This is a genomic window from Ensifer sp. Root142, assembly GCF_001426785.1.
Lineage (GTDB): Bacteria > Pseudomonadota > Alphaproteobacteria > Rhizobiales > Rhizobiaceae > Ensifer > Ensifer canadensis.
Genome location: NZ_LMFK01000001.1, coordinates 640,138 through 658,261, shown reverse-complemented (window position 1 = coordinate 658,261; position 18,124 = coordinate 640,138). Strand labels below are relative to the sequence as shown.

Sequence of the window (18,124 nt, the reverse complement as noted above, 5' to 3'; positions counted from 1 at the left end):
CGGCAAATCTTTCAAGGATGTGATGGGCTTTCGGGGCCGTCACATCTGCCCGTTTCACCGGCATGCGTATCGCCGCCGCCATGCCCGGTGAATGAGCTACTGCGCGGTTCATACGTGCGGTAGCGAACTGCGCAGCGCGCGTGCTGTTCGGTGCGGCCATACGGCAGGCTCTCGCGCATTCTCTGCTTCCTCGATGCGCCGATGACGATCGCCTCCGTGATAATCCCTGCACGAACGCCCTTTCGCCAAGACGCGCATATACCTGCCTCTCATATCGCTTGGAGCCGCCGGATACCGTAAAGGCTGCCGCCGCAGCGTTGCGGCCGCATTGCGCGCCAGCCTGTAAATGATGCAGTCAGAGCGCGAACCAACCGCAACTTTGCGGCAATGGTCCTCAAGCAAATGTGCGCCTACCGCACAGACACGTTGGAGAATCGAGACATGCGCCTACTCCTTGTTGAGGACGAGCCTGAGATGGCTGCCGCGCTCGGCGTTGCCCTTGGCCGCTACGACATGATCCTCGACCATGCGCCGTCGCTCGATCACGCCATCGCCGCGATGGCCAATCAGGTCCATGACGCGATCATTCTCGACCGGCAATTGCCTGACGGAGACGGGTTGACGCTCATTCCCCGTGTTCGCGCGCTGAAGTCGGGCATCCCGGTGATCGTGCTGACGGCGCGTGGCGCCGTCGACGAGCGGATCAAGGGGCTGGACATGGGGGCCGACGATTATCTCGCCAAACCCTTCGCGGTCGAGGAACTGCTGGCACGGCTTCGCGCATTGATGCGGCGGGCACCCGATATCGCACCGATGACCGCGCGCATCGGCAATCTTGTCTTCGATTTCGGCGCTCGGGAAGCGCGGATCGACGGCCGCGTGCTCGAACTTCCCCGCCGGGAACTGCTTGTGCTCGAAGCGCTGGCGCGACGGCAGGGGCGCACCGTGCAACGCTCGACGCTGGAGGAATCCGTCTACGGGTACGACGACGAAATCCAGTCCAACTCGCTCGACGCCCATGTTTCGAGACTGCGCAGGAAATTGCTGGAGTCCGGCTCCGGCGTGGAGATCCACGGCATTCGTGGGGTCGGCTACCTGCTGAGACCGATGTCATGAGCGACAACCCCAACCACTCGCTGAAGAAGCGGCTCATCTGGCACATCCTCACATTTCAGGTGCTGCTGCTCGTTGCCGTCATTGCAGGCTTCATGGCGCTTTTGATCCGGGCCGATCTCGGCGGCATGATCCTTGATGCCAGTTCGGCGTCGATTGCCGCCAGTGCCGTCGAGGTGACCCCCGACCAGAAACTGAGGCTGAAAAACACGCCGCAGCTTCAGGCCCTGCTCGCCGAAACGCCGGGCTTCTGGTTCGTCGTGCGCAACGAGCGCGGCGACACGATCCAAAGCGGGCCGGTCCCCGATGCCTATCGCGGCATCGGCGAGCATCTCGACCGCGTCGCCTTCGCCGACATCCGCGACGGACTGGAACCCTACCTGCTCTCGGCGATCGTTCGCGCGATCGAGACCGAGAACGGCACTTACACGGTTCTGACCGGCGGCGGACGCCTGTGGAGCGCCTCGTTCGCGGTGTTTTTCCTGACGAACCTGCTGCTGCTGCCGATCGTGCTCATCCTCGTGCTCATTCCCGCCTTCGCCATTCCGATCATTGTGCGCCGTGCCTTTTCCAGCCTCGCCGAGGTCGCCGACCACGCCAAAAGCATCGACGTCGACCGCCGGGGCGCCCGTCTGCCCGATGGCCGCGTGCCGGGCGAGGTGCGCCCGCTGGTCGAAGCCGTCAACGGTGCGCTGCAGCGCTTGGACGAAGGTTACGAGCGCCGCCAGCGCTTCATATTGGATGCAGCCCACGAGTTGAGGACCCCGGTCGCGATCCTGCAGACCCGGCTGGAGGGCATGGACATCGGGCCGTTGCGCGCCCGTCTTCTTGTTGATGCCGCCCGTATTGCCGGCCTTGCCGAACAGCTGCTCGACCTCGAGCGCATCGACCGCGACGGCGCGCATTTCGCACCCCTCGACCTGGTTTCGCTCTGCCGCGACGTCGCCGCCGACCTCGCCCCTCTCGCACTGTCGGCCGATTGCGACATCTCTTTTACCCATGGGCCCGCTCAGGTTAGCGCGCGGGGAGACGCTGGCGCGCTGGAGCGTGCCGTCACCAATCTGGTCCGCAACGCAATCGAGCATGCTGGCGGCCTGATCTCCATTCACGTCGAGCGTGGTGGTATCATCGAGGTCAGCGACGAGGGGCCCGGCATTCCCGAAAGCGAACGGGAGCGGATTTTCGAGCCGTTTCACCGGTTGCAACCGCGTGACCACGGTGCTGGCCTTGGGCTGCATCTCGTCAGCGAGATCGTCAACCGTCACAAGGGCCACATATCGGTGGTCTGTGCGCCGACCGGTGGCGCCTGTTTCCGCATGACCCTGCCGGTCGCGTGAGAGACTTTGGGCGATTGACTGCCGCATCTTCGCCATAGAGTCTAACAGGTTATTAATAACAAAATCAGCGATTTAGTCGATATTTGCAATGTTGATGCAATCCGTGCGGCGCACAAATGCGCACATCTTCCAGCGTCGATAATCGTGCCAGCCGGCGCGAAGCGAAGAGAGAAGATAAATGCGCCGCGACCGGCGCCTAGTCCAATCCACGGAGCAACGCCATGCGGCAACGTCACAAACTTCCCCTCTGGCTCGGCATCACCTTTTTGGCCACAGCCGGTGTGCAACAGGCACTGGCCGCCGACCCCTATTCGCCGGAACCGGCTTCGTCCTACCAGGACCCGCCTGCCTTCAATTGGAGCGGTGCCTATGTCGGCGCCCATGGCGGTCTCGGCTTTACCGGTAGTCCCAATCCGTTTTCCGACCGCAACGGCGTCGTCTTCGGCGCACAGGCCGGCTACAACATGCAGGTCGGTCCCGGCATCGTCGGTGCCGAAATCGAAGGCTCCTATCTCGGCGACACCGAACACAAGGTCAGCGGCGGCAAACTCAAGGAAAAATGGCGCGGCGCGATCAAGGCGAAGGCCGGCCTCTCGTTCGACCAGACACTCGTCTACGGCACGGCCGGTTATGCCATGACCAACTACAAGAAGGGCGGCGGCGTCCAGAACGATGTCGGCTTCAAGGGCGGTTATCTGGTGGGCGCCGGCGTCGAGCAGGCTTTCGCCGGCGGTCTCTCGGCGAAGATCGAATACAACTACATCACCACGCCCGACGTCCGCACCAACACGGCCTTCGGGTCGAGCGAGAAGGACATCAACAGCCACGTCATCAAGGCCGGCGTGAACATGCGGTTCTGATTGTTCCCACGCGATCGCAGCGCCGTCACCCGATCCTCCCTGGGTCAGCGGCGCTCGGTTCGACGTGGAACGATCAAGCCGAAGGCCGGTCCCGGCCCTCGGCTTCACTCTTTCGCTGGCCCGCGTCTAGAGCGTTTCCGGTCTAAGTGGAGTCAGAAACGCTCTATCTCCTTGTTTTTACGCATTTCCTGACGGAAAACCGCGTCGCACTTTTCCTGGAAATGCTCTAAGCCGCCGCCTCCGAAACCTCGGCTTCGGCATTCGAAAGCCGCCGCCAGATCGGCGCCATTGCGTCGGCGATGTCCCGATAAAGCTCGTACCGTCGCGTGTAGTGGCGCGCTATCGCCGCGTTCGGGCGGTAGTGGCGTTCCGTCCTCACCATGGCTGCCGCACCTTCCGAGAAATCGGCAAAGATCCCTGCCCCCGTGCCCGCGGCAATCGCAGCGCCGAGCGCGCCGGTTTCGCGCGAACGGGCGACCGACACCGGAACCCCGAGCACGTCGGCAAAGATCTGCGGCCAGATCAGGCTGCGCGATCCGCCGCCTGAAAGCACCGCCTCGTCGAAGGTCGCGCCCGCCGCCCGCATCGTGGCGATGTGCTGGCGGTGGCCGAAGGCGACACCTTCGAGAACCGCGCGAACCAGGTGACCCTTCGTGTGCCAGCCGGCGACGCCATAGAACCCGGCGCGGGCGTTACCGTCCTGCTGCGCGCCATAGAGGAAGGGATGATAGATCGGGTCATTCGCGGCCGGTTCGATATCGGATGCAAACGAGCAGCAGACGTCAAACGGCGATCGGCCGTCGTCGATGCCGCTGTCAGCAAAGAACTCGCGCACCAGCCATTCGAGATTGGCCGCCGACGTCGCGCTCGATTCGATTGCCATGTAGCGGCCGCGATCAAAGGTGGAGGACATGAACACCGGGCCCGAAAGGTCAGGGCCATCGATAATCACCTGGTTGATGCTCCAGGTTCCGGCGATGATCGAGGCAGCGCCGGTGCGCGTGACGCCCGAGCCGATTGCCGAGGCGACGACATCGAAGAGACCGCCGACCACCGGCGTGCCCGCAGCAAGACCGGTTTGTGCTGCCGCCTCCGGCGTGACCGTGCCGACCACATCCGCACTTTCGGCGAGGTCAGGCAAGAGGCCGGTTGCCTCGCCGAGATCGAAGGCCGCCATCAGATCGCGGTCGTAGCGGCGGTTGACGACATTAAGGAGGCCGCAGCCGGTCATATCCGAGACGTCGCTGACCCGCTTGCCGGTCAGTCGGTTGACGATGAAATCCTTGCACAGAAACACCGTGCCGATCCTGGCATAGGTCTCGGGCTGGAAACGCTTGAGCCAGGCAAGCAAGGTCGGCGTCTGCGACGGCCAGGGCCGTTGCCGGCCGATGGCATAGGTGCGGTCGCCGACACCCTGCGCCTTCCATTCTTCCACTAGCCCGGCGGCACGCGTGTCGAGCGACTGGATGCCGAGAAGCGGCTCACCGCCCTGGTCGAGAGCATAAAGGCCGTTGCCGTGACCGGCGCAACCGATCGCCACGATCTCTTCGGCACGGATGCCGGCACGTTCGACGCATTGGCGGATGACTGCCCGGGCATGGGTCCACAGCTCTTCGAGCCCCCGCTCGACATGCCCGGGCCGCGGAACCCGGCTGTGCCCCTCCTGCGCAGCCGCCGCGATCTCGTTGCCCTCAAGGTCGAAAATCACCGCCTTGATGACGGTGTTTCCGGCGTCGAGTCCTAAAAGATAGTCTGCCATTGAAGAACCCCTCCCAAGGTTCGGATCGTCTTTCTCAGCCTTGCTGATACAGGGCGAAGGCGGCTGCGCCATCGGCGTCATCGTGCACGATGGCCATCAAACCGCGAACGACGGCGCTCGGGTTTGCATGCTGGTAGATATTGCGCCCATAGACCATGCCCACAGCGCCCTGCCGCATCAAGGCCGCAGACTTGTCGAACACGGCACGCAGGTCCTCCTTGCCGCCGCCGCGCACCAGAACCGGGCAGCGGGCTGCCTCGACCACGCGGTGGAAATCCTCGGCATTTGTCGTCGGGTCGGCCTTGACGATATCGGCGCCCATCTCACGGGCGAGCCGCGTCAACGTGACGATTTTTTCCGCATCGCCATCGACCATGTAGCCGCCGCGCTCGGTGACCGGCTGCATGACCAGTGGCTCGATCATCAGCGGCATGCCGTATTTTTCGCAATCGGCACGGACGCGGGAAATGTTGGCTACGCACTGGCGAAAGAGGTCCGGTTCGTCGGGCAGCATGAACAGATTGACGACCACGCAGGCGGCATCCATCTCCAAAGCGCCGACCAGCGGTTCGGCCTCGTTCTGCAGCACAGCCCACATGTCGCGGTGGCGGATGCGATTATACGGGTTGCCCATGTCGATACGCATGACCAGAGCCGGCTTGTCCTTGCCCGGAAGATCCTGGAGCAGATCGGCCTGGCCATAGTTCATCTGGATCGCATCGGGCCTAGCGTCGACCAGGGCCCTCACCACGGATTCCATGTTCTCAAGACCGTCGAGGAACGACGGTTCGTTGCAGACGCCATGGTCGATGGCCACGTCCAGGCAGCGTCCTGCGCCAAAAAGACGGTTCATCCGGACCTTGCGGTTGTTTCGCATAATGCACTCCTTTGTTCGTTCCGTGCGGAAAGCATGTCTTCATCGACGCCGTGGCGTTCGAGGAGAAGGGTGAGAAAACGGGCGCGTTCAAGCGCCTGGCGGGCCACTGGCCAGTGCTTTTCGGCCGCGAGCAATGCGAGCACGGCGTCCGTCATTTCGAGCGAAAGCTCGCCGGTGATCGCCAGGGTCGTGCGCCGAAGCAAGAGGTCGTCGAGTTGTTCGACCTTCTCGCTGCGGATCAGGAACTGGATTTCGCGGGTCGAATAATCAGGATGCGGAAGCGGAGCGTCGGGCGCGGCAGCGACGAAGGCGGCGATGCGCTCGGCATCCGTGCCATAGCGCTCAAAGAGCGTGGCGACGCGCGTCGGCGCAAGGGCCGCCGCCGAGGCGACCCGCGCAATCCAGGCTTCCCGGTCGGCGGGAAAATCCCGGCCGCCACCAATCGCCCGATCGGCCGTGGCCACGCGGCGAGGCTGATCCAGTCGTTCGAGCACAAGATCGGCAGCCAGCTCTCCGAAGGAGCGGAAGGTCGTCCATTTGCCACCGATCATGCATAAGACCGGCGGCCCGGCATCGGCGGTCTCGACGAAGGTACAATAGTGATCGCGCGGGATGCGGCCGGTAAAACTGTCCTTGCTCGCCGGCAGCGGCCGGACCCCGGAAAACTGGAAGGCGATCTCATCGGGACGAACCTTGATCGTCGGCAGGACGAAAGCGAGCGACTGCAGGATGTAGTCCCGTTCCGCCGTCTCGCAGCGCACGGTTTCCGGATCGTCGACGCGAATGTCGGTGGAGCCGACCAGAACCTTGCCGAGATAGGGAAACAGGATGCAGATGCGCCCGTCCTCATTCTCGTAGTAGATCATGTGTCCATCGAGCGCGCGGGTCAGATCGTCGTTGTCGATGATCAGATGCGACCCCTTGGTGCCGCCCATCAACGGTGCCGGCCGGGCCGGTTCGGAAAACAGGCTCTGATTGGCGATGTCGATCCAGCCGCCGGTGGCGTTGATGATCACGGTCGGCTCGATCAAGACCTCCGTGCCGGCGATATTGTCTCTGACGGCATAGCACCCCGGAGCTACCAGCTTCAGCTCGGCATAGTTGACAGCGCGCGCATGGGTACCAGACGACAGCCCGTCCTCAAGCAGTTCGATGCCGAGACGTTCGGGCTGACTGACCCAGGCGTCATAATAGGTCGCGGAATTCTTGATCGCGGGATTGAGCGCCGGCCATCGGCCAAGCGTCGCGCGCCGACCGCGAAACTCGTGGCGGGGCATAATGGCGCGCTTGCGCGTCAGGAAATCGTAGATCGCAAGCCCTGCCTTGATGACGACGGCGCCACGGCGGCTCGGCCGCCGGCTCAAGCCAAGGAACCGGACCGCGCCGTTGGCGATGCCGGAGAACACGTCGAACACGGGAACCGTCGTCGGTAGTGGACCGACATAGTGCGGCGCGTTGCGAAGGAGCCGGTCGCGCTCGACAAGCGATTCCCGCACCAGGCTGAATTCGCCGTTTTCGAGATAGCGCAATCCGCCATGAACCATGCGCGACAGCGCGGCGCTGGCGCCGGAACAGAAATCGTGTTTCTCGACGAGCACGACATTGACGCCCTGCAGCGCCAGCTCGCGAAACACGCTGAGGCCGTTGATGCCGCCGCCGAGGACGCAGACGTCCACCTTCGGGCTCTGGCGGAGCCCGTCAAAAATCTCTTCTCGGTTCATGATGGCGTCCGTTACCTATCCATGTGAGCGAGCTTCGCCGCTATCGCTTCATCGATCGCCGCGAGGTCCTGGCCGTCGAGCCGGATTGTTCCCGCACGGGCGTTGTCGAGCGCCTGCGCCGGATTGCGCGCGCCGCACAACGCAAAGGTCACGCCGGGCTGGGCAAGCGTCCATGCAATGACCGTCTGGGCGATGCTGGCCGCATGCTTTTCGGCGATGGGCCGTATCGCCTCGGCAAAGGCCGTCGCCTTCTCACGGTTACCGACGGAGAAGCGCGGGTTGTCGCGGCGCTGATCGTCTCCGGCAAACACCCGGTCCGGGCCGACGGTACCGGACAAGAGGCCCAGGGCCAGCGAGGAATAGCTGAGCGTGGCGACACCGTTGGCAGTCGTCAGCGGCAACAGTTCCGCCTCGATCTCGCGATCGATCATGCTGAAACGCTCCTGGATCGCGTCGAGGCGGCCGGTGGCGATATAGGCTTCCAGCTCGGACCGGTCGACGTTGCTGGCGCCTATCGCGCGGATCTTGCCGGCATTCTTCAGGTCTTCCAGCGCCCGCACCGTCTCCTCGATCGGCGTGGTTGGGTCCTGCCAATGGGTGATGTAGAGGTCGATATAGTCCGTCCCGAGCCGTTTCAGGCTCTCTTCGACCTCGTGAACGATGGCGTCGCGACCGAGGTAGCGATGAACAGGCTTTCCGTCCTGGTCGAAGAAATGACGCCCCTTCGTCGTATGCCAGACGAGGCCGCATTTGGTTGCGATCACCGCCTTGTCGCGGCGGCCGGCCAACGCCTTGCCGACGATTTCCTCCGAACGCCCGAGACCATAGGCGGGAGCCGTATCGATCAGGGTCACGCCGGCATCGAGCGAGGCCTGGATCGCGGCGATCGATTCGCCTTCGTCCGTTCCGCCCCACATCCAGCCGCCGATCGCCCAGGTGCCGAGCCCGACGGCGGATGCCTTGACACCGGTGCGGCCGATCTCGCGCGTCAACTGTTCATTGCTCATGCCGAAAGTCCCTTTTCGCTTGCCATGGCAAGGATGCGCTCGCCGGTCGCCTCGTCGGTCACGAGTGTATCGAGATGCCTGCCGCGCAGGACGCTGAGAATGGGGCCGGCCTTGTTCGGTCCGCTCGCCACCCCGATCTTGGTCGGGATCGACGCGAACTCGTCGAGCGTCAGCGAGACGAGCGAGCGGTTGAGGCTGTAGTCGCAGACCCGTCCCTGGTCGTCGAGCAGGTGCGCAAGCAGTTCGCAGCTTGCGCCGGAGCGTTTGATCGCGTCACGATCGGTGCTCGAAGATGGGTGCAGGTCGTAGTAGCTGGAATCGTCGGAAAGGATCGAGCCGATGCCGACGATCGCGACCTTGGCTTCCCTGGCGCGCTTGAACACGTCGGCCACCGAGCGCATGTTGATCAGCATGGCGCGCTCCGCGGCACTGTCGGCAAAGAGCGGCGCATGGATCTGATAGGACCTGCCGCCGAGCCGATCCGCCAGGAGGGTCGAGACGTGGTTGACGTCGGTATAGTGCTTGCCCTGCACGCAGCCGGTCGCCGGGATCACCTCGACATCCAGGCGCCGTGACGGGTGCAGACCGGCAACGACGGCGCTGACGCCCTTGCCGCCGGTGATGCAGATGGTGTCGCCGTCGGCGATCTCTTCCATCAGCAGCCGGGCCGCAGCCTCGCCCACCGCCTGCAGCGCCGTCTGCTGGTTGTCGGAGACGGTGGGAACAACGACGGCGCGGCTGATGCCGCCAAGCGCAAGCAATTGCTCCTCCATGTCGACCAGCGGTTCGACGGGCGACTTGATCTTGATTTCAACCAGGCCGAGCTGGCGTCCGCGCTTGATCAGACGGTTGACCGTCGGCTGCGAGATGCCGAGCCGGTCGGCAATCTGCGACTGCGTCAGGCCCTCGAGGAAGTGCAGCACCAGTGCCTGATGCATCTGCCGGGCAACGACGAGTTCCTCGCGTGCACTGGAAATGAGGTTCTGATTGGGCTTGGCGATCGGCATGTTCAGATGGCCTTCCGCTTATGCAGGAAATGGTCGATGGAGACGGCGGCAAGTAGAATGCAGCCCTTGATCATATCCTGCCAATAGACCGAGACGTCGAGCAGGATCAGCGAACTGGTGACGACAGACAGTAGCGCGATGCCGAGGATGGCGCCGAGGATCGTCCCCGATCCGCCGTTGAGCGAGGCCCCGCCGATAACAGCAGCCGCGATGATGTTGAGCTCCATGCCGACGCCGAAGGTGGGCGTGGCGGCGCCGAAGCGCGACATGTAGATGACGCCGGCGACACCGGCGAGCGTCGAGCAGAGCACGGTTACCCAGAACTTCACCTGCTTGGTCTTGATGCCGGAATAGAGCGCCGCCTTCTCGTTGCTGCCGGTGTAGAACACCTTGCGAAATGCGGTCGCACGGCGCAGCAGGAAGTCGAACAGGATCACGACGGCGACGAAGATCAGGATGACATAAGGCACGCCATGGAAGGTGCCTTGGCCGACGGCTTTGAACGATGCCGGCATGGTGAACAGCGACAGCGGTGTGCCCTTGGTGATGACGAGGCAAAGTCCGCGCACGATCACCATTGCCGCAAGCGACGTGATGAAATGGTTGAGCCCGACCACGGTGACGAAGAAGCCCATGATGGCGCCGATGAGGCTGCTAGCGAGTATCCCGAAGAGCGAGGCCGTCCATGGATCGACCCCGGCGAGGAACAGCGACCCCGCGAGCACCATGGCGAAGCAGACGACCGAGCCGACCGCAAGGTCGATGCCGCCGACGATCAAGAGGATCGTCATGCCGACAACGACGATGCCTTCGACTGAGAAGCTCATCAGCATCGCGCGCATGTTGCCGAAGGTGAGAAAGTGTGGCGAGGCAAAGCTCATGACGATGCCGAGCGCAAGAATGATGGCGATCAGCCCAGCCTCGCGCATTGTGCCGATCCGTCGCCAGGCCGGAACCTGAACCTGCGTTGCAACCACCGTATCGACTGCCATTTCCGCCTCCCCATTCCGTCTGCTTGTTTCAGGCAACATGCTCGGCCGCCTTGATTTTCTGTGGTTCGCCGTGCTGCCCGACCCCGGAGGCAAGGCGGATCACCGCCTCCTCCGTCATCTCGGCCTCGCCGAGTTCGCCGGCAATGCCGCCCTCGCGCACAACCAGCACCCGGTCGCACAGCCCCAGAAGTTCGGGCAGTTCCGACGAGATGACGACGATGCCGATGCCCGAGCACGCGAGATCGCGCAACAGGCGGTGAATTTCCGATTTGGCGCCGACGTCGATGCCGCGCGTCGGTTCGTCCATGAGAATGACCTTCGGCCGCACCGCGAGCTGCTTGGCGATAGCCACCTTCTGCTGGTTGCCGCCCGAGAGCGACGATACCGGCATGGCGATACCGCCCATGCGCACGCCGAGCCTCCGGGTGAAATCGCGGGCGAGGTCCGCTTCCGCCTTCGCGTTCATCAAGCCGAGCGGCCCGGTCAGCGTCTTCAGATCCAGCACCGAAATGTTCTGAGCGATCGACATGTCGACGAACACGCCGGAGCCCTTGCGATCCTCCGAGAGGTAGACGATGCCGGCGTCGACCGCGTTTCTGTAGTTGCCGATCGTCTGCTTCTTGCCGTGCAGCAGCACGTCGCCGCGAACCTTCCGGCGCAACCCGCAGATCGCCTCGGCGATCTCTGTGCGGCCGGAGCCGATCAGCCCGCCTATCCCCAGAATTTCTCCTTTGCGCAGGTCGAAGCCGACATCATCGATGCGTTCGCCGTCGCCAAGACCGCGAACCGACAGGATGACGTCGCCGGACTGTTCGGCGCGCGCCTGCTTCGGCGGATAGAGCTGGGTGATCTCGCGGCCGACCATGCGGCGAACGACATCATCGGGCGTCACATCGACAACGCGTTCCGTCGAGACGTGGCGACCGTCGCGAAAGACGGTAACCCGGTCGCACAGGCTGAAGATTTCGGCCATGCGATGGCTGATATAGATGATGGAAATGCCCGCAGCCTTCAGGTCGCGGATGATGCCGAAAAGCGCTTGCGCTTCGGCCTCCGTCAGCGCCGCCGTCGGCTCGTCGAGGATCAGCACCCGGCAATCGAGCGTCAGCGCCTTGGCGATCTCGACCAGCTGCTGGCTGGAAATGGTAAGGTCGGCGACCTTGCGGCGCACGTCGATCGGCGCCAGCCGGTTCATCACCGTCTGCGCATCGCGGGCAAGCGACGCGTAGTGCATCAGCGGCGAGCGCCGCCGGTTTGTCGCGGCCATGAACATGTTTTCCGCCACCGTCGCGTCCGGGCAGAGCGCGATCTCCTGGTGGACAAGACCGATACCGAGCGACTGAGCTGCGGCCGGCGATAAGATCTTCGTCGGCGTGCCGTCGACGAGGATTTCGCCCTCATTCGGCTGCAGCACGCCGGCGATGATGTTCATGAGCGTGGATTTGCCGGCGCCGTTCTCGCCGCAAAGTGCATGGATCTCGCCCTTTTCGAGGTTGAAATCCACATTGGTCAGCGCCTTCACAGCCCCGAAGTGCTTGGTGACGTTGCGGACCTGAAGGACCGGCTGCGATATCATCGCCTTCTCCACTCTCAATCGTTTGACCGGCTATCCGGACATCCGGATAGCCATGTCAAAAGCCCCTTACTCGTCAATGCCCTTGGTGCCGCGGCGCTTCAGGTACTTGTCCCAGTAAAAGTCATCCGCATTGGCGGCGGTGACGATGGAGAGACCGTTGTCGACGAAGGGAATGCTCATCGGGTTGAAGCCGGAACGCTTGGCGTCGTTCATCGGGTCGATGAGGTCTGGGTGCTTGGCCAGCCACAGCAACATGAAACCCATATAGCCCTGCATGCCCTGGTTCGGGTTGATCGAGCCGAACACTTCGCCGGCCTTGATCATGTCGAGGATGTTGGCGTTGACGTCGGCGCACATGACGAGAACCTTGCCGCCGCTTTCCTTGCTGGCCTGTGCGGCACCGATCGCCGAGTTGGCTTCGGGCATGAAGACCGCGCCAAGGTTCGGGTTGGCCTGGATCAGGCTCATCAGGCCCTGATAGGCCTTGTTCGGATCCTGGTTCGAAGCGGCGCGGCCGACGAGTTTCATGTCGGGCCACTTTTCAGCCATGCGGCCGACGAAAGCGGCGATGCGCTTGTCGTGGTTGTCCTGGCCGGGGTTTTCCAGAACGGCATATTCGCCCTTGCCGCCCATCTTCTCGGCGATCGCATCGGCGGCATAAACGCCTTCGCGGGTATTGTCCGAGGTGATGAACGAAATGCGCTTGGAGAGCGGCGAGTCGGCGGCGAAGGTGACGACCGCGGTGCCCTGGTCGATCGCCCGGTTGATCGGCTCGATGAACGGATCCGAGTTCATCGGATGAACAAGGATACCGGCCGGGTTCTGCGCCAGCGCCTGATCGAAAGTGGCGATCTGCTTGTTGACGTCATATTCCGGGGTGCCGGTATATTCGGTCTCGCAGCCGAACTGCTGGCCGGCCTGCTTGAACATTTCATAGACCGGGAACCAGTATTCGACGCCCGAAACCATGACGTTCATGACGTATTTTTCGCCGGGTTCGCAGCGAAACGGGTTGGCCGTCTCCGCGCTGGCAGGGCCAGCCAGAAACGTCGTTGCAATGACCGCCAGTGCGGTCGAGCTCAAAAAAGTGCGCAAGCGTCCTCCTCGAGGCCAAAGCCCCTCCCAAAAACCAATCGTGCAGTCAGAAATGACCGCTGATGTGTGAGTTTGCCGGAACTCCTCCTCGACTTCCGACTGTGGTGATTAAAACGACGACCAAGGCTTCTGTCAATATAATTCATGGCATGAATAATAATTCACGCCAGTTCTGCAGTGGGTGGCGCAATCGGTTCAATTTCCTGTCACGGATGTTCGCTAGAACCGGCAAATGGCAACCCTTCAGCAAATCGCCTTTCAGGCCGGCTGCTCGTTGGCAACCGTGTCACGTGTCCTGACTGGCTTCTCGCCAAAAGGCGCGTGGTGCCTGTGCTCAAAAATTCACATGATCGTATACAATAATTGGCGAATATTGACGACAAAAGCTCATTTCGTGAGCAGAAGGTTGTTGCGCCGGATACTGCGGATTCGGCGGTGACACTAGATTCCTAAACGAAAATATAGAGTTATCGTCGCCGCACGAGATTGGCACGTTTGATGCTTCTTCCCTGTCATCAGGAGAAGCCATCATGCCGAAAGCCGCCGAAATCGATATCGTATCTGTTTCCAAGATCTACGGCGCGACAACCGCCGTGCACGCCATCAGCCTCAAGATCCCCGCAGGCAGCTACTGCTGTTTTCTGGGGCCGTCGGGCTGCGGGAAGACATCCACGTTGCGCATGATTGCCGGCCACGAGAGCATTTCGTCCGGCGACCTTCGTCTCGGCCATGTCGTCGTGACCGATTTCCCGCCGGCCCGCCGCAATACGGCGATGATGTTCCAGTCCTACGCCCTGTTTCCTCATCTCGACCTCGTCGACAATGTCGCCTTCAGCTTGAAGATGAAGGGCGTCGACAAGGAAACACGCCGGGCCAAGGCGCTGGCCATGTTGAGGCTGATGCAGATGGAGGCCTATGCCGGCCGTCGGCCGGCGCAGCTTTCGGGCGGACAGCAGCAGCGGGTGGCACTCGCACGCGCCTTGATCACCGAACCGGAAGCTCTGCTGCTCGATGAGCCATTGTCGGCGCTCGATCCATTCCTCAAGATCCGCATGCGGGCAGAGCTGAAGAAGCTGCAGAAAACGCTGGGCATCACCTTCGTCCATGTCACGCACAGCCAGGAAGAGGCCATGGCTTTGGCCGACCTGATCGTGGTGATGAACGATGGCCGCATCGAGCAGGCGGCAGCGCCACGTATCGTCTTCGAGCAGCCGGCAACCGCCTTCGTCGCCCGGTTCATGGGCGACCACAATGTGCTTTCGGGCCGAGTGAGCGCCATCCGTGACGGGATCGTCGAGATGGAGGCGGCCGGTGGCCCGAGGTTTGCCGTTCGCGACATCGCACAGGAAATCGGTGCGCCAATCGACATCGGCATCCGCACCGACCGCGTTCGCCTCGAGCCTGCCTCGGAAAAGACCCTCGGTTTTCAGGCGGTGGTCTCCAACATCGAATATCGCGGCGCTTCGGTGAAGTTGACCGTCAGTGGCGCCGGCAGCGACGACTTCACAGTGATCGTCAGCGATGCCGACTATTTCAACAAAACCGTGTCGGTCGGCGACGCGGTGTCCCTGAGCTGGGCCCTGGAGGATGTCGTCCCCCTCGGTCGCCTTTCAGCATGAGTGACCAACCATCAAAAAAAGGGGAACTGCGCATGACGAATGAAACTACACCGAAGACCTCGAAGGAGGGCCTGTCCCGACGCACGCTGCTCAAGACCGGTGCGGCGGCAATCGGCGCGATTGCCGGGTCCGGGGCGATCACCGGCTTTCCGACGATCTGGGCGCAAAACCCGATCACGCTGCGCCAGTTCGGCACCGGCGTTTCCAACATCAATGCCATTGCCGAGAAGTGCAAACAGGATCTCGGCATCACACTGGAAATGACTGCGACGGATTCGGACGCCGCGGCCCAGCGGGCAGTGACGCAGCCCGATTCCTACGACATCGCCGACATCGAATACTGGATCGCCAAGAAGGTCTTCCCGGCCGGAGTGATGCAGCCGATGGATGTCTCGAAAATCAAGTACTACGACAAGATCGTCCCGCTGTTCATCGACGGCAAGCTGAAGCCCGAAAGCATTATCGCCCAAGGCACCGCCCCGCACACCGTCGGCTTTGTCGAGGCGCAGGCTTCCAGGACCTTCGCGAAGTCGCCGACCCAGTGGATGACGCTCATTCCGACGATCTACAATGCCGATACCCTCGGCATCCGCCCGGATCTCGTCGGCCGCGACATCACGAGCTGGGCCGACATCATGGATCCGGCCTTCAAGGGCAAGGCCGCGATCCTCAACATCCCGTCAATCGGCATCATGGATGCCGCCATGATCATGGAAGCCTTGGGCAACGTCAAATATGCCGACAAGGGCAACATGACGACGGATGAGATCGACCAGACGATCGACTTCCTCATTAAGGCCAAGCAGGACGGTCAGTTCCGCGCTTTCTGGAAATCCTTCGACGAGAGCGTCAACCTGATGGCCTCCGGTGAAGTGGTGATCCAGTCCATGTGGTCACCGGCCGTCGCCGCCGTCCGCTCGAAGGGGATCGCGTGCAAATACCAGCCGCTCAAGGAAGGCTATCGCGCCTGGGGTGGCGGCCTCGGCCTTGCCGCTCATCTCCAGGGCGCCCAGCTCGACGCGGCCTATGAATACATCAACTGGTACCTGTCGGGCTGGGTCGGCGCCTATCTCAACCGTCAGGGCTACTATTCGGCCGCCATGGACACGGCCAAGGGCTTCATGTCCGAGGACGAGTGGGGTTACTGGGTCGAGGGCAAGCCGGCAAAGGGCGATATCCTCTCGCCGGAGGGCAAGGTCATGGAGAAGGCCGGTGCCGTGCGCGATGGCGGCTCCTTCGAAGACCGCATGGGCAAGGTCGCCTGCTGGAACTCGGTCATGGATGAGGATCGCTACATGATCAAGCGCTGGAACGAGTTCATCGCGGCTTGAGGCAGACGAAACGCCCTCGCTGCGGCGCGCCCTCGAATGGGGCCGCCCGCAGCGAGCGGAACCTGACGAGCAACGCGAGAGGATGAACAATGGCGGTAGTGGCAATTTCGCAGCCATCGGAGGCCTTGGCCGGTAGACCCAGCAGTGTCCGTGCTTGGCTGCAAAGGCTGGGCGCCTATCTGCAGGCGCTGCCGCTCATCCTCATTCTCGGGTTCTTCTTCGTGCTGCCGATCCTGACGGTTCTTGTCGTCAGCTTCTGGGACTACGACTTTGCCGGGCTTTATCCGGACTTCCTGACCATGAACTATGTCGACACGCTCGGTTCGTGGGTGACGTGGAAGACCTATCTCAACACGTTGAAATTCACCGCCCTCGTCTGGTGCCTCACACTCTTGATCGGCTTCTGGGTCGCCTATTTCCTCGCATTCCACGTGCGCACGACGACCATGCAGATGGTGCTCTTCCTCATCTGCACCGTGCCGTTTCTAACCTCCAACATCATCCGCATGATCTCCTGGATCCCGGTGCTTGGACGCAATGGCCTCGTCAATTCGACGCTGATCGACCTCGGCATCATTACGCAACCGATCGAGTGGCTGCTCTATTCCGATTTTGCTGTCGTGCTTGCCATGGTTCACCTCAATACGCTCTTCATGGTGACGCCGATCTTCAACACGCTGATGCGCATTGACCGTTCGCTGATCGAAGCGGCGCGCGACTGCGGCGCCAGCGGCCGGCAAGTGCTCTGGAACGTCATCCTGCCACTCGCCAAGCCCGGCATCGCCATCGGCTCGATCTTCGTCGTCACCCTCGTCATGGCCGACTTCTCGACGGTTCAAGTTATGTCGGGCGGACAGAGCGCTTCGGTCGCGCTGATGATGAAGAACCAGATGTCACTGCTGCAATATCCGGCTGCGGCCGCCAATGCGGTAGTGCTGCTGATCGTCGTGCTCCTGATGGTCGCCGCGATCCTTCGGGTCGTTGATATCCGAAAGGAACTCTGAGATGAACCATGAGCGGCGCACCCTTGAATTCTACCTGCTCGCGGGCTTCTTCGCCCTGTTCGTGCTGTTTCTCTACGGGCCGTTGTCGGCGGTGCTGATCCTGTCCTTTCAGGGGCCGAATGGCGGTCTCACATTTCCGTTGAACGGACTTTCGCTGCACTGGTTCTACAATCTCTTCGAGAAACAGGCGGTCGGCGACTTCGGCGCGTCCTTCCGCCGCTCATTCACGCTGGGACTGATGGTGATGGTGGTCAACGTCGTCGTGGCGCTCCTCGCCGGCCTTGCCTTTCGCCACCGCTTCAAGGGGGCGACGGCCCTCTTCTACCTGACCGTTGCCAGCCTGGTCGTGCCCTCGATCATCATCTCGCTCGGGATCGGTGTCGTCTTCCAGCAGTTTGGCCTGAAGCCCGCCTGGTATTCCTCCGGCTTCGGCGCACATCTTACCTGGACCCTACCCTTTGGCGTCTTGATCATGTTTGCCGTCTTCAACCGCTTTTCGCCGGCCTATGAAGAGGCGGCCCGCGATCTCGGCGCCACCCCGTGGCAGACGTTTCGGCATGTGGTGCTGCCGATGATAGCGCCGAGCCTGATCGGGGTCGGCCTCTTCGGCTTCACCCTTTCCTACGACGAGTTCGCCCGTACACTGATGACCTCGGGCAGCTACAACACCCTGCCATTGGAAATCTACGGAATGACCACCAATGTGACGACGCCGGTGCTTTACGCGCTGGGCACGGTCACGACGCTCTTCTCCTTCACCACCATCCTCGTCGCGCTTGCCGTCATTCTGACGCTTCGTCGGCGGCAGGTAAAAATGAGCTAGGTT

14 protein-coding genes and 1 pseudogene are annotated in these 18,124 nt (G+C 62.3%); 7 read left to right on the top strand and 8 right to left on the bottom strand.

Features of this window, described 5'->3' with window-relative positions; translation table 11 throughout:
- Positions 1–441: 441 nt before the first annotated feature.
- The 3 genes from ASD52_RS03205 to ASD52_RS03195 all read left to right on the top strand — a co-directional run bounded on the left by ASD52_RS03205 (position 442) and on the right by ASD52_RS03195 (position 3,310).
- Positions 442–1,116 (top strand): response regulator transcription factor, encoded by a 675-nt coding sequence (locus ASD52_RS03205; protein ID WP_057222833.1) that lies wholly within the window; start codon positions 442–444, stop codon positions 1,114–1,116.
- Positions 1,113–2,450 carry a HAMP domain-containing sensor histidine kinase gene (locus ASD52_RS03200; protein ID WP_057209865.1) on the top strand — a complete coding sequence of 446 codons (1,338 nt, stop codon included), beginning with the start codon at positions 1,113–1,115 and terminating at the stop codon, positions 2,448–2,450. Before ASD52_RS03205 ends, ASD52_RS03200 begins: the two co-directional genes overlap by 4 nt.
- A gap of 221 nt (positions 2,451–2,671) precedes the next feature.
- Complete coding sequence (locus ASD52_RS03195) at positions 2,672–3,310, top strand: outer membrane protein (RefSeq protein WP_025429293.1); 639 nt, start codon at positions 2,672–2,674, stop codon at positions 3,308–3,310.
- A gap of 226 nt (positions 3,311–3,536) precedes the next feature.
- Here the strand turns inward: ASD52_RS03195 and ASD52_RS03190 are convergent, their stop codons facing one another.
- The 8 genes from ASD52_RS03190 to ASD52_RS03155 all read right to left on the bottom strand — a co-directional run bounded on the left by ASD52_RS03190 (position 3,537) and on the right by ASD52_RS03155 (position 13,344).
- On the bottom strand, positions 3,537–5,069 hold the full coding sequence (locus tag ASD52_RS03190; RefSeq protein WP_025429294.1) for an FGGY-family carbohydrate kinase: 1,533 nt from the start codon (positions 5,067–5,069) through the stop codon (positions 3,537–3,539).
- A gap of 34 nt (positions 5,070–5,103) precedes the next feature.
- The gene (locus ASD52_RS03185) at positions 5,104–5,946 is read right to left on the bottom strand and encodes a class I fructose-bisphosphate aldolase (RefSeq protein ID WP_057209867.1); all 843 of its coding nucleotides are present in this window, start codon (positions 5,944–5,946) and stop codon (positions 5,104–5,106) included.
- Positions 5,919–7,667: a glycerol-3-phosphate dehydrogenase/oxidase gene (locus ASD52_RS03180; protein WP_057209869.1), complete on the bottom strand. Its 1,749-nt coding sequence runs from the start codon at positions 7,665–7,667 to the stop codon at positions 5,919–5,921. The genes ASD52_RS03185 and ASD52_RS03180 overlap by 28 nt, the downstream gene beginning before the upstream one ends.
- Before the next feature lie 11 nt (positions 7,668–7,678).
- Complete coding sequence (locus ASD52_RS03175; protein ID WP_057209871.1) at positions 7,679–8,674, bottom strand: aldo/keto reductase; 996 nt, start codon at positions 8,672–8,674, stop codon at positions 7,679–7,681.
- The gene (locus ASD52_RS03170) at positions 8,671–9,681 is read right to left on the bottom strand and encodes a sugar-binding transcriptional regulator (RefSeq protein ID WP_057209872.1); all 1,011 of its coding nucleotides are present in this window, start codon (positions 9,679–9,681) and stop codon (positions 8,671–8,673) included. Before ASD52_RS03170 ends, ASD52_RS03175 begins: the two co-directional genes overlap by 4 nt.
- A 2-nt stretch (positions 9,682–9,683) precedes the next feature.
- Positions 9,684–10,673 (bottom strand): ABC transporter permease, encoded by a 990-nt coding sequence (locus ASD52_RS03165; protein WP_025429299.1) that lies wholly within the window; start codon positions 10,671–10,673, stop codon positions 9,684–9,686.
- A gap of 28 nt (positions 10,674–10,701) precedes the next feature.
- Positions 10,702–12,249 carry a sugar ABC transporter ATP-binding protein gene (locus tag ASD52_RS03160; protein WP_057209874.1) on the bottom strand — a complete coding sequence of 516 codons (1,548 nt, stop codon included), beginning with the start codon at positions 12,247–12,249 and terminating at the stop codon, positions 10,702–10,704.
- 66 nt (positions 12,250–12,315) lie between these two features.
- Positions 12,316–13,344: a substrate-binding domain-containing protein gene (locus tag ASD52_RS03155; RefSeq protein ID WP_025429301.1), complete on the bottom strand. Its 1,029-nt coding sequence runs from the start codon at positions 13,342–13,344 to the stop codon at positions 12,316–12,318.
- 530 nt (positions 13,345–13,874) lie between these two features.
- On the opposite strand from ASD52_RS03155, the gene ASD52_RS03150 reads away from it, so the two are divergent.
- From ASD52_RS03150 to ASD52_RS03135, 4 genes and pseudogenes are all read left to right on the top strand, one after another.
- Positions 13,875–14,963, top strand: coding sequence for an ABC transporter ATP-binding protein (locus ASD52_RS03150; RefSeq protein WP_057221900.1), 1,089 nt, complete (start codon positions 13,875–13,877; stop codon positions 14,961–14,963).
- Positions 14,964–14,995: 32 nt separating this feature from the next.
- Positions 14,996–16,294 (top strand): PotD/PotF family extracellular solute-binding protein, encoded by a 1,299-nt coding sequence (locus tag ASD52_RS03145; protein WP_057209879.1) that lies wholly within the window; start codon positions 14,996–14,998, stop codon positions 16,292–16,294.
- A 173-nt stretch (positions 16,295–16,467) separates the two neighbouring features.
- A pseudogene (locus tag ASD52_RS03140) lies at positions 16,468–17,298 on the top strand (ABC transporter permease); the annotation flags it as partial.
- A gap of 1 nt (position 17,299) precedes the next feature.
- Positions 17,300–18,121, top strand: a complete 822-nt coding sequence (locus ASD52_RS03135) for an ABC transporter permease (protein WP_025429311.1) — start codon at positions 17,300–17,302, stop codon at positions 18,119–18,121.
- The last annotated feature ends 3 nt before the right edge of the window (positions 18,122–18,124 follow it).

Bases quoted from the DNA above. Each gene is read 5' to 3' on its own strand.
- ASD52_RS03145 (WP_057209879.1), top strand. From the start codon at position 14,996: ATGACGAATGAAACTACACCGAAGACCTCGAAGGAGGGCCTGTCCCGA.
- ASD52_RS03175 (WP_057209871.1), bottom strand. From the start codon at position 8,674: ATGAGCAATGAACAGTTGACGCGCGAGATCGGCCGCACCGGTGTCAAG.
- ASD52_RS03160 (WP_057209874.1), bottom strand. From the start codon at position 12,249: ATGATATCGCAGCCGGTCCTTCAGGTCCGCAACGTCACCAAGCACTTC.
- ASD52_RS03170 (WP_057209872.1), bottom strand. From the start codon at position 9,681: ATGCCGATCGCCAAGCCCAATCAGAACCTCATTTCCAGTGCACGCGAG.
- ASD52_RS03200 (WP_057209865.1), top strand. From the start codon at position 1,113: ATGAGCGACAACCCCAACCACTCGCTGAAGAAGCGGCTCATCTGGCAC.
- ASD52_RS03165 (WP_025429299.1), bottom strand. From the start codon at position 10,673: ATGGCAGTCGATACGGTGGTTGCAACGCAGGTTCAGGTTCCGGCCTGG.
- ASD52_RS03195 (WP_025429293.1), top strand. From the start codon at position 2,672: ATGCGGCAACGTCACAAACTTCCCCTCTGGCTCGGCATCACCTTTTTG.
- ASD52_RS03185 (WP_057209867.1), bottom strand. From the start codon at position 5,946: ATGCGAAACAACCGCAAGGTCCGGATGAACCGTCTTTTTGGCGCAGGA.
- ASD52_RS03150 (WP_057221900.1), top strand. From the start codon at position 13,875: ATGCCGAAAGCCGCCGAAATCGATATCGTATCTGTTTCCAAGATCTAC.
- ASD52_RS03135 (WP_025429311.1), top strand. From the start codon at position 17,300: ATGAACCATGAGCGGCGCACCCTTGAATTCTACCTGCTCGCGGGCTTC.
- ASD52_RS03180 (WP_057209869.1), bottom strand. From the start codon at position 7,667: ATGAACCGAGAAGAGATTTTTGACGGGCTCCGCCAGAGCCCGAAGGTG.
- ASD52_RS03205 (WP_057222833.1), top strand. From the start codon at position 442: ATGCGCCTACTCCTTGTTGAGGACGAGCCTGAGATGGCTGCCGCGCTC.
- ASD52_RS03190 (WP_025429294.1), bottom strand. From the start codon at position 5,069: ATGGCAGACTATCTTTTAGGACTCGACGCCGGAAACACCGTCATCAAG.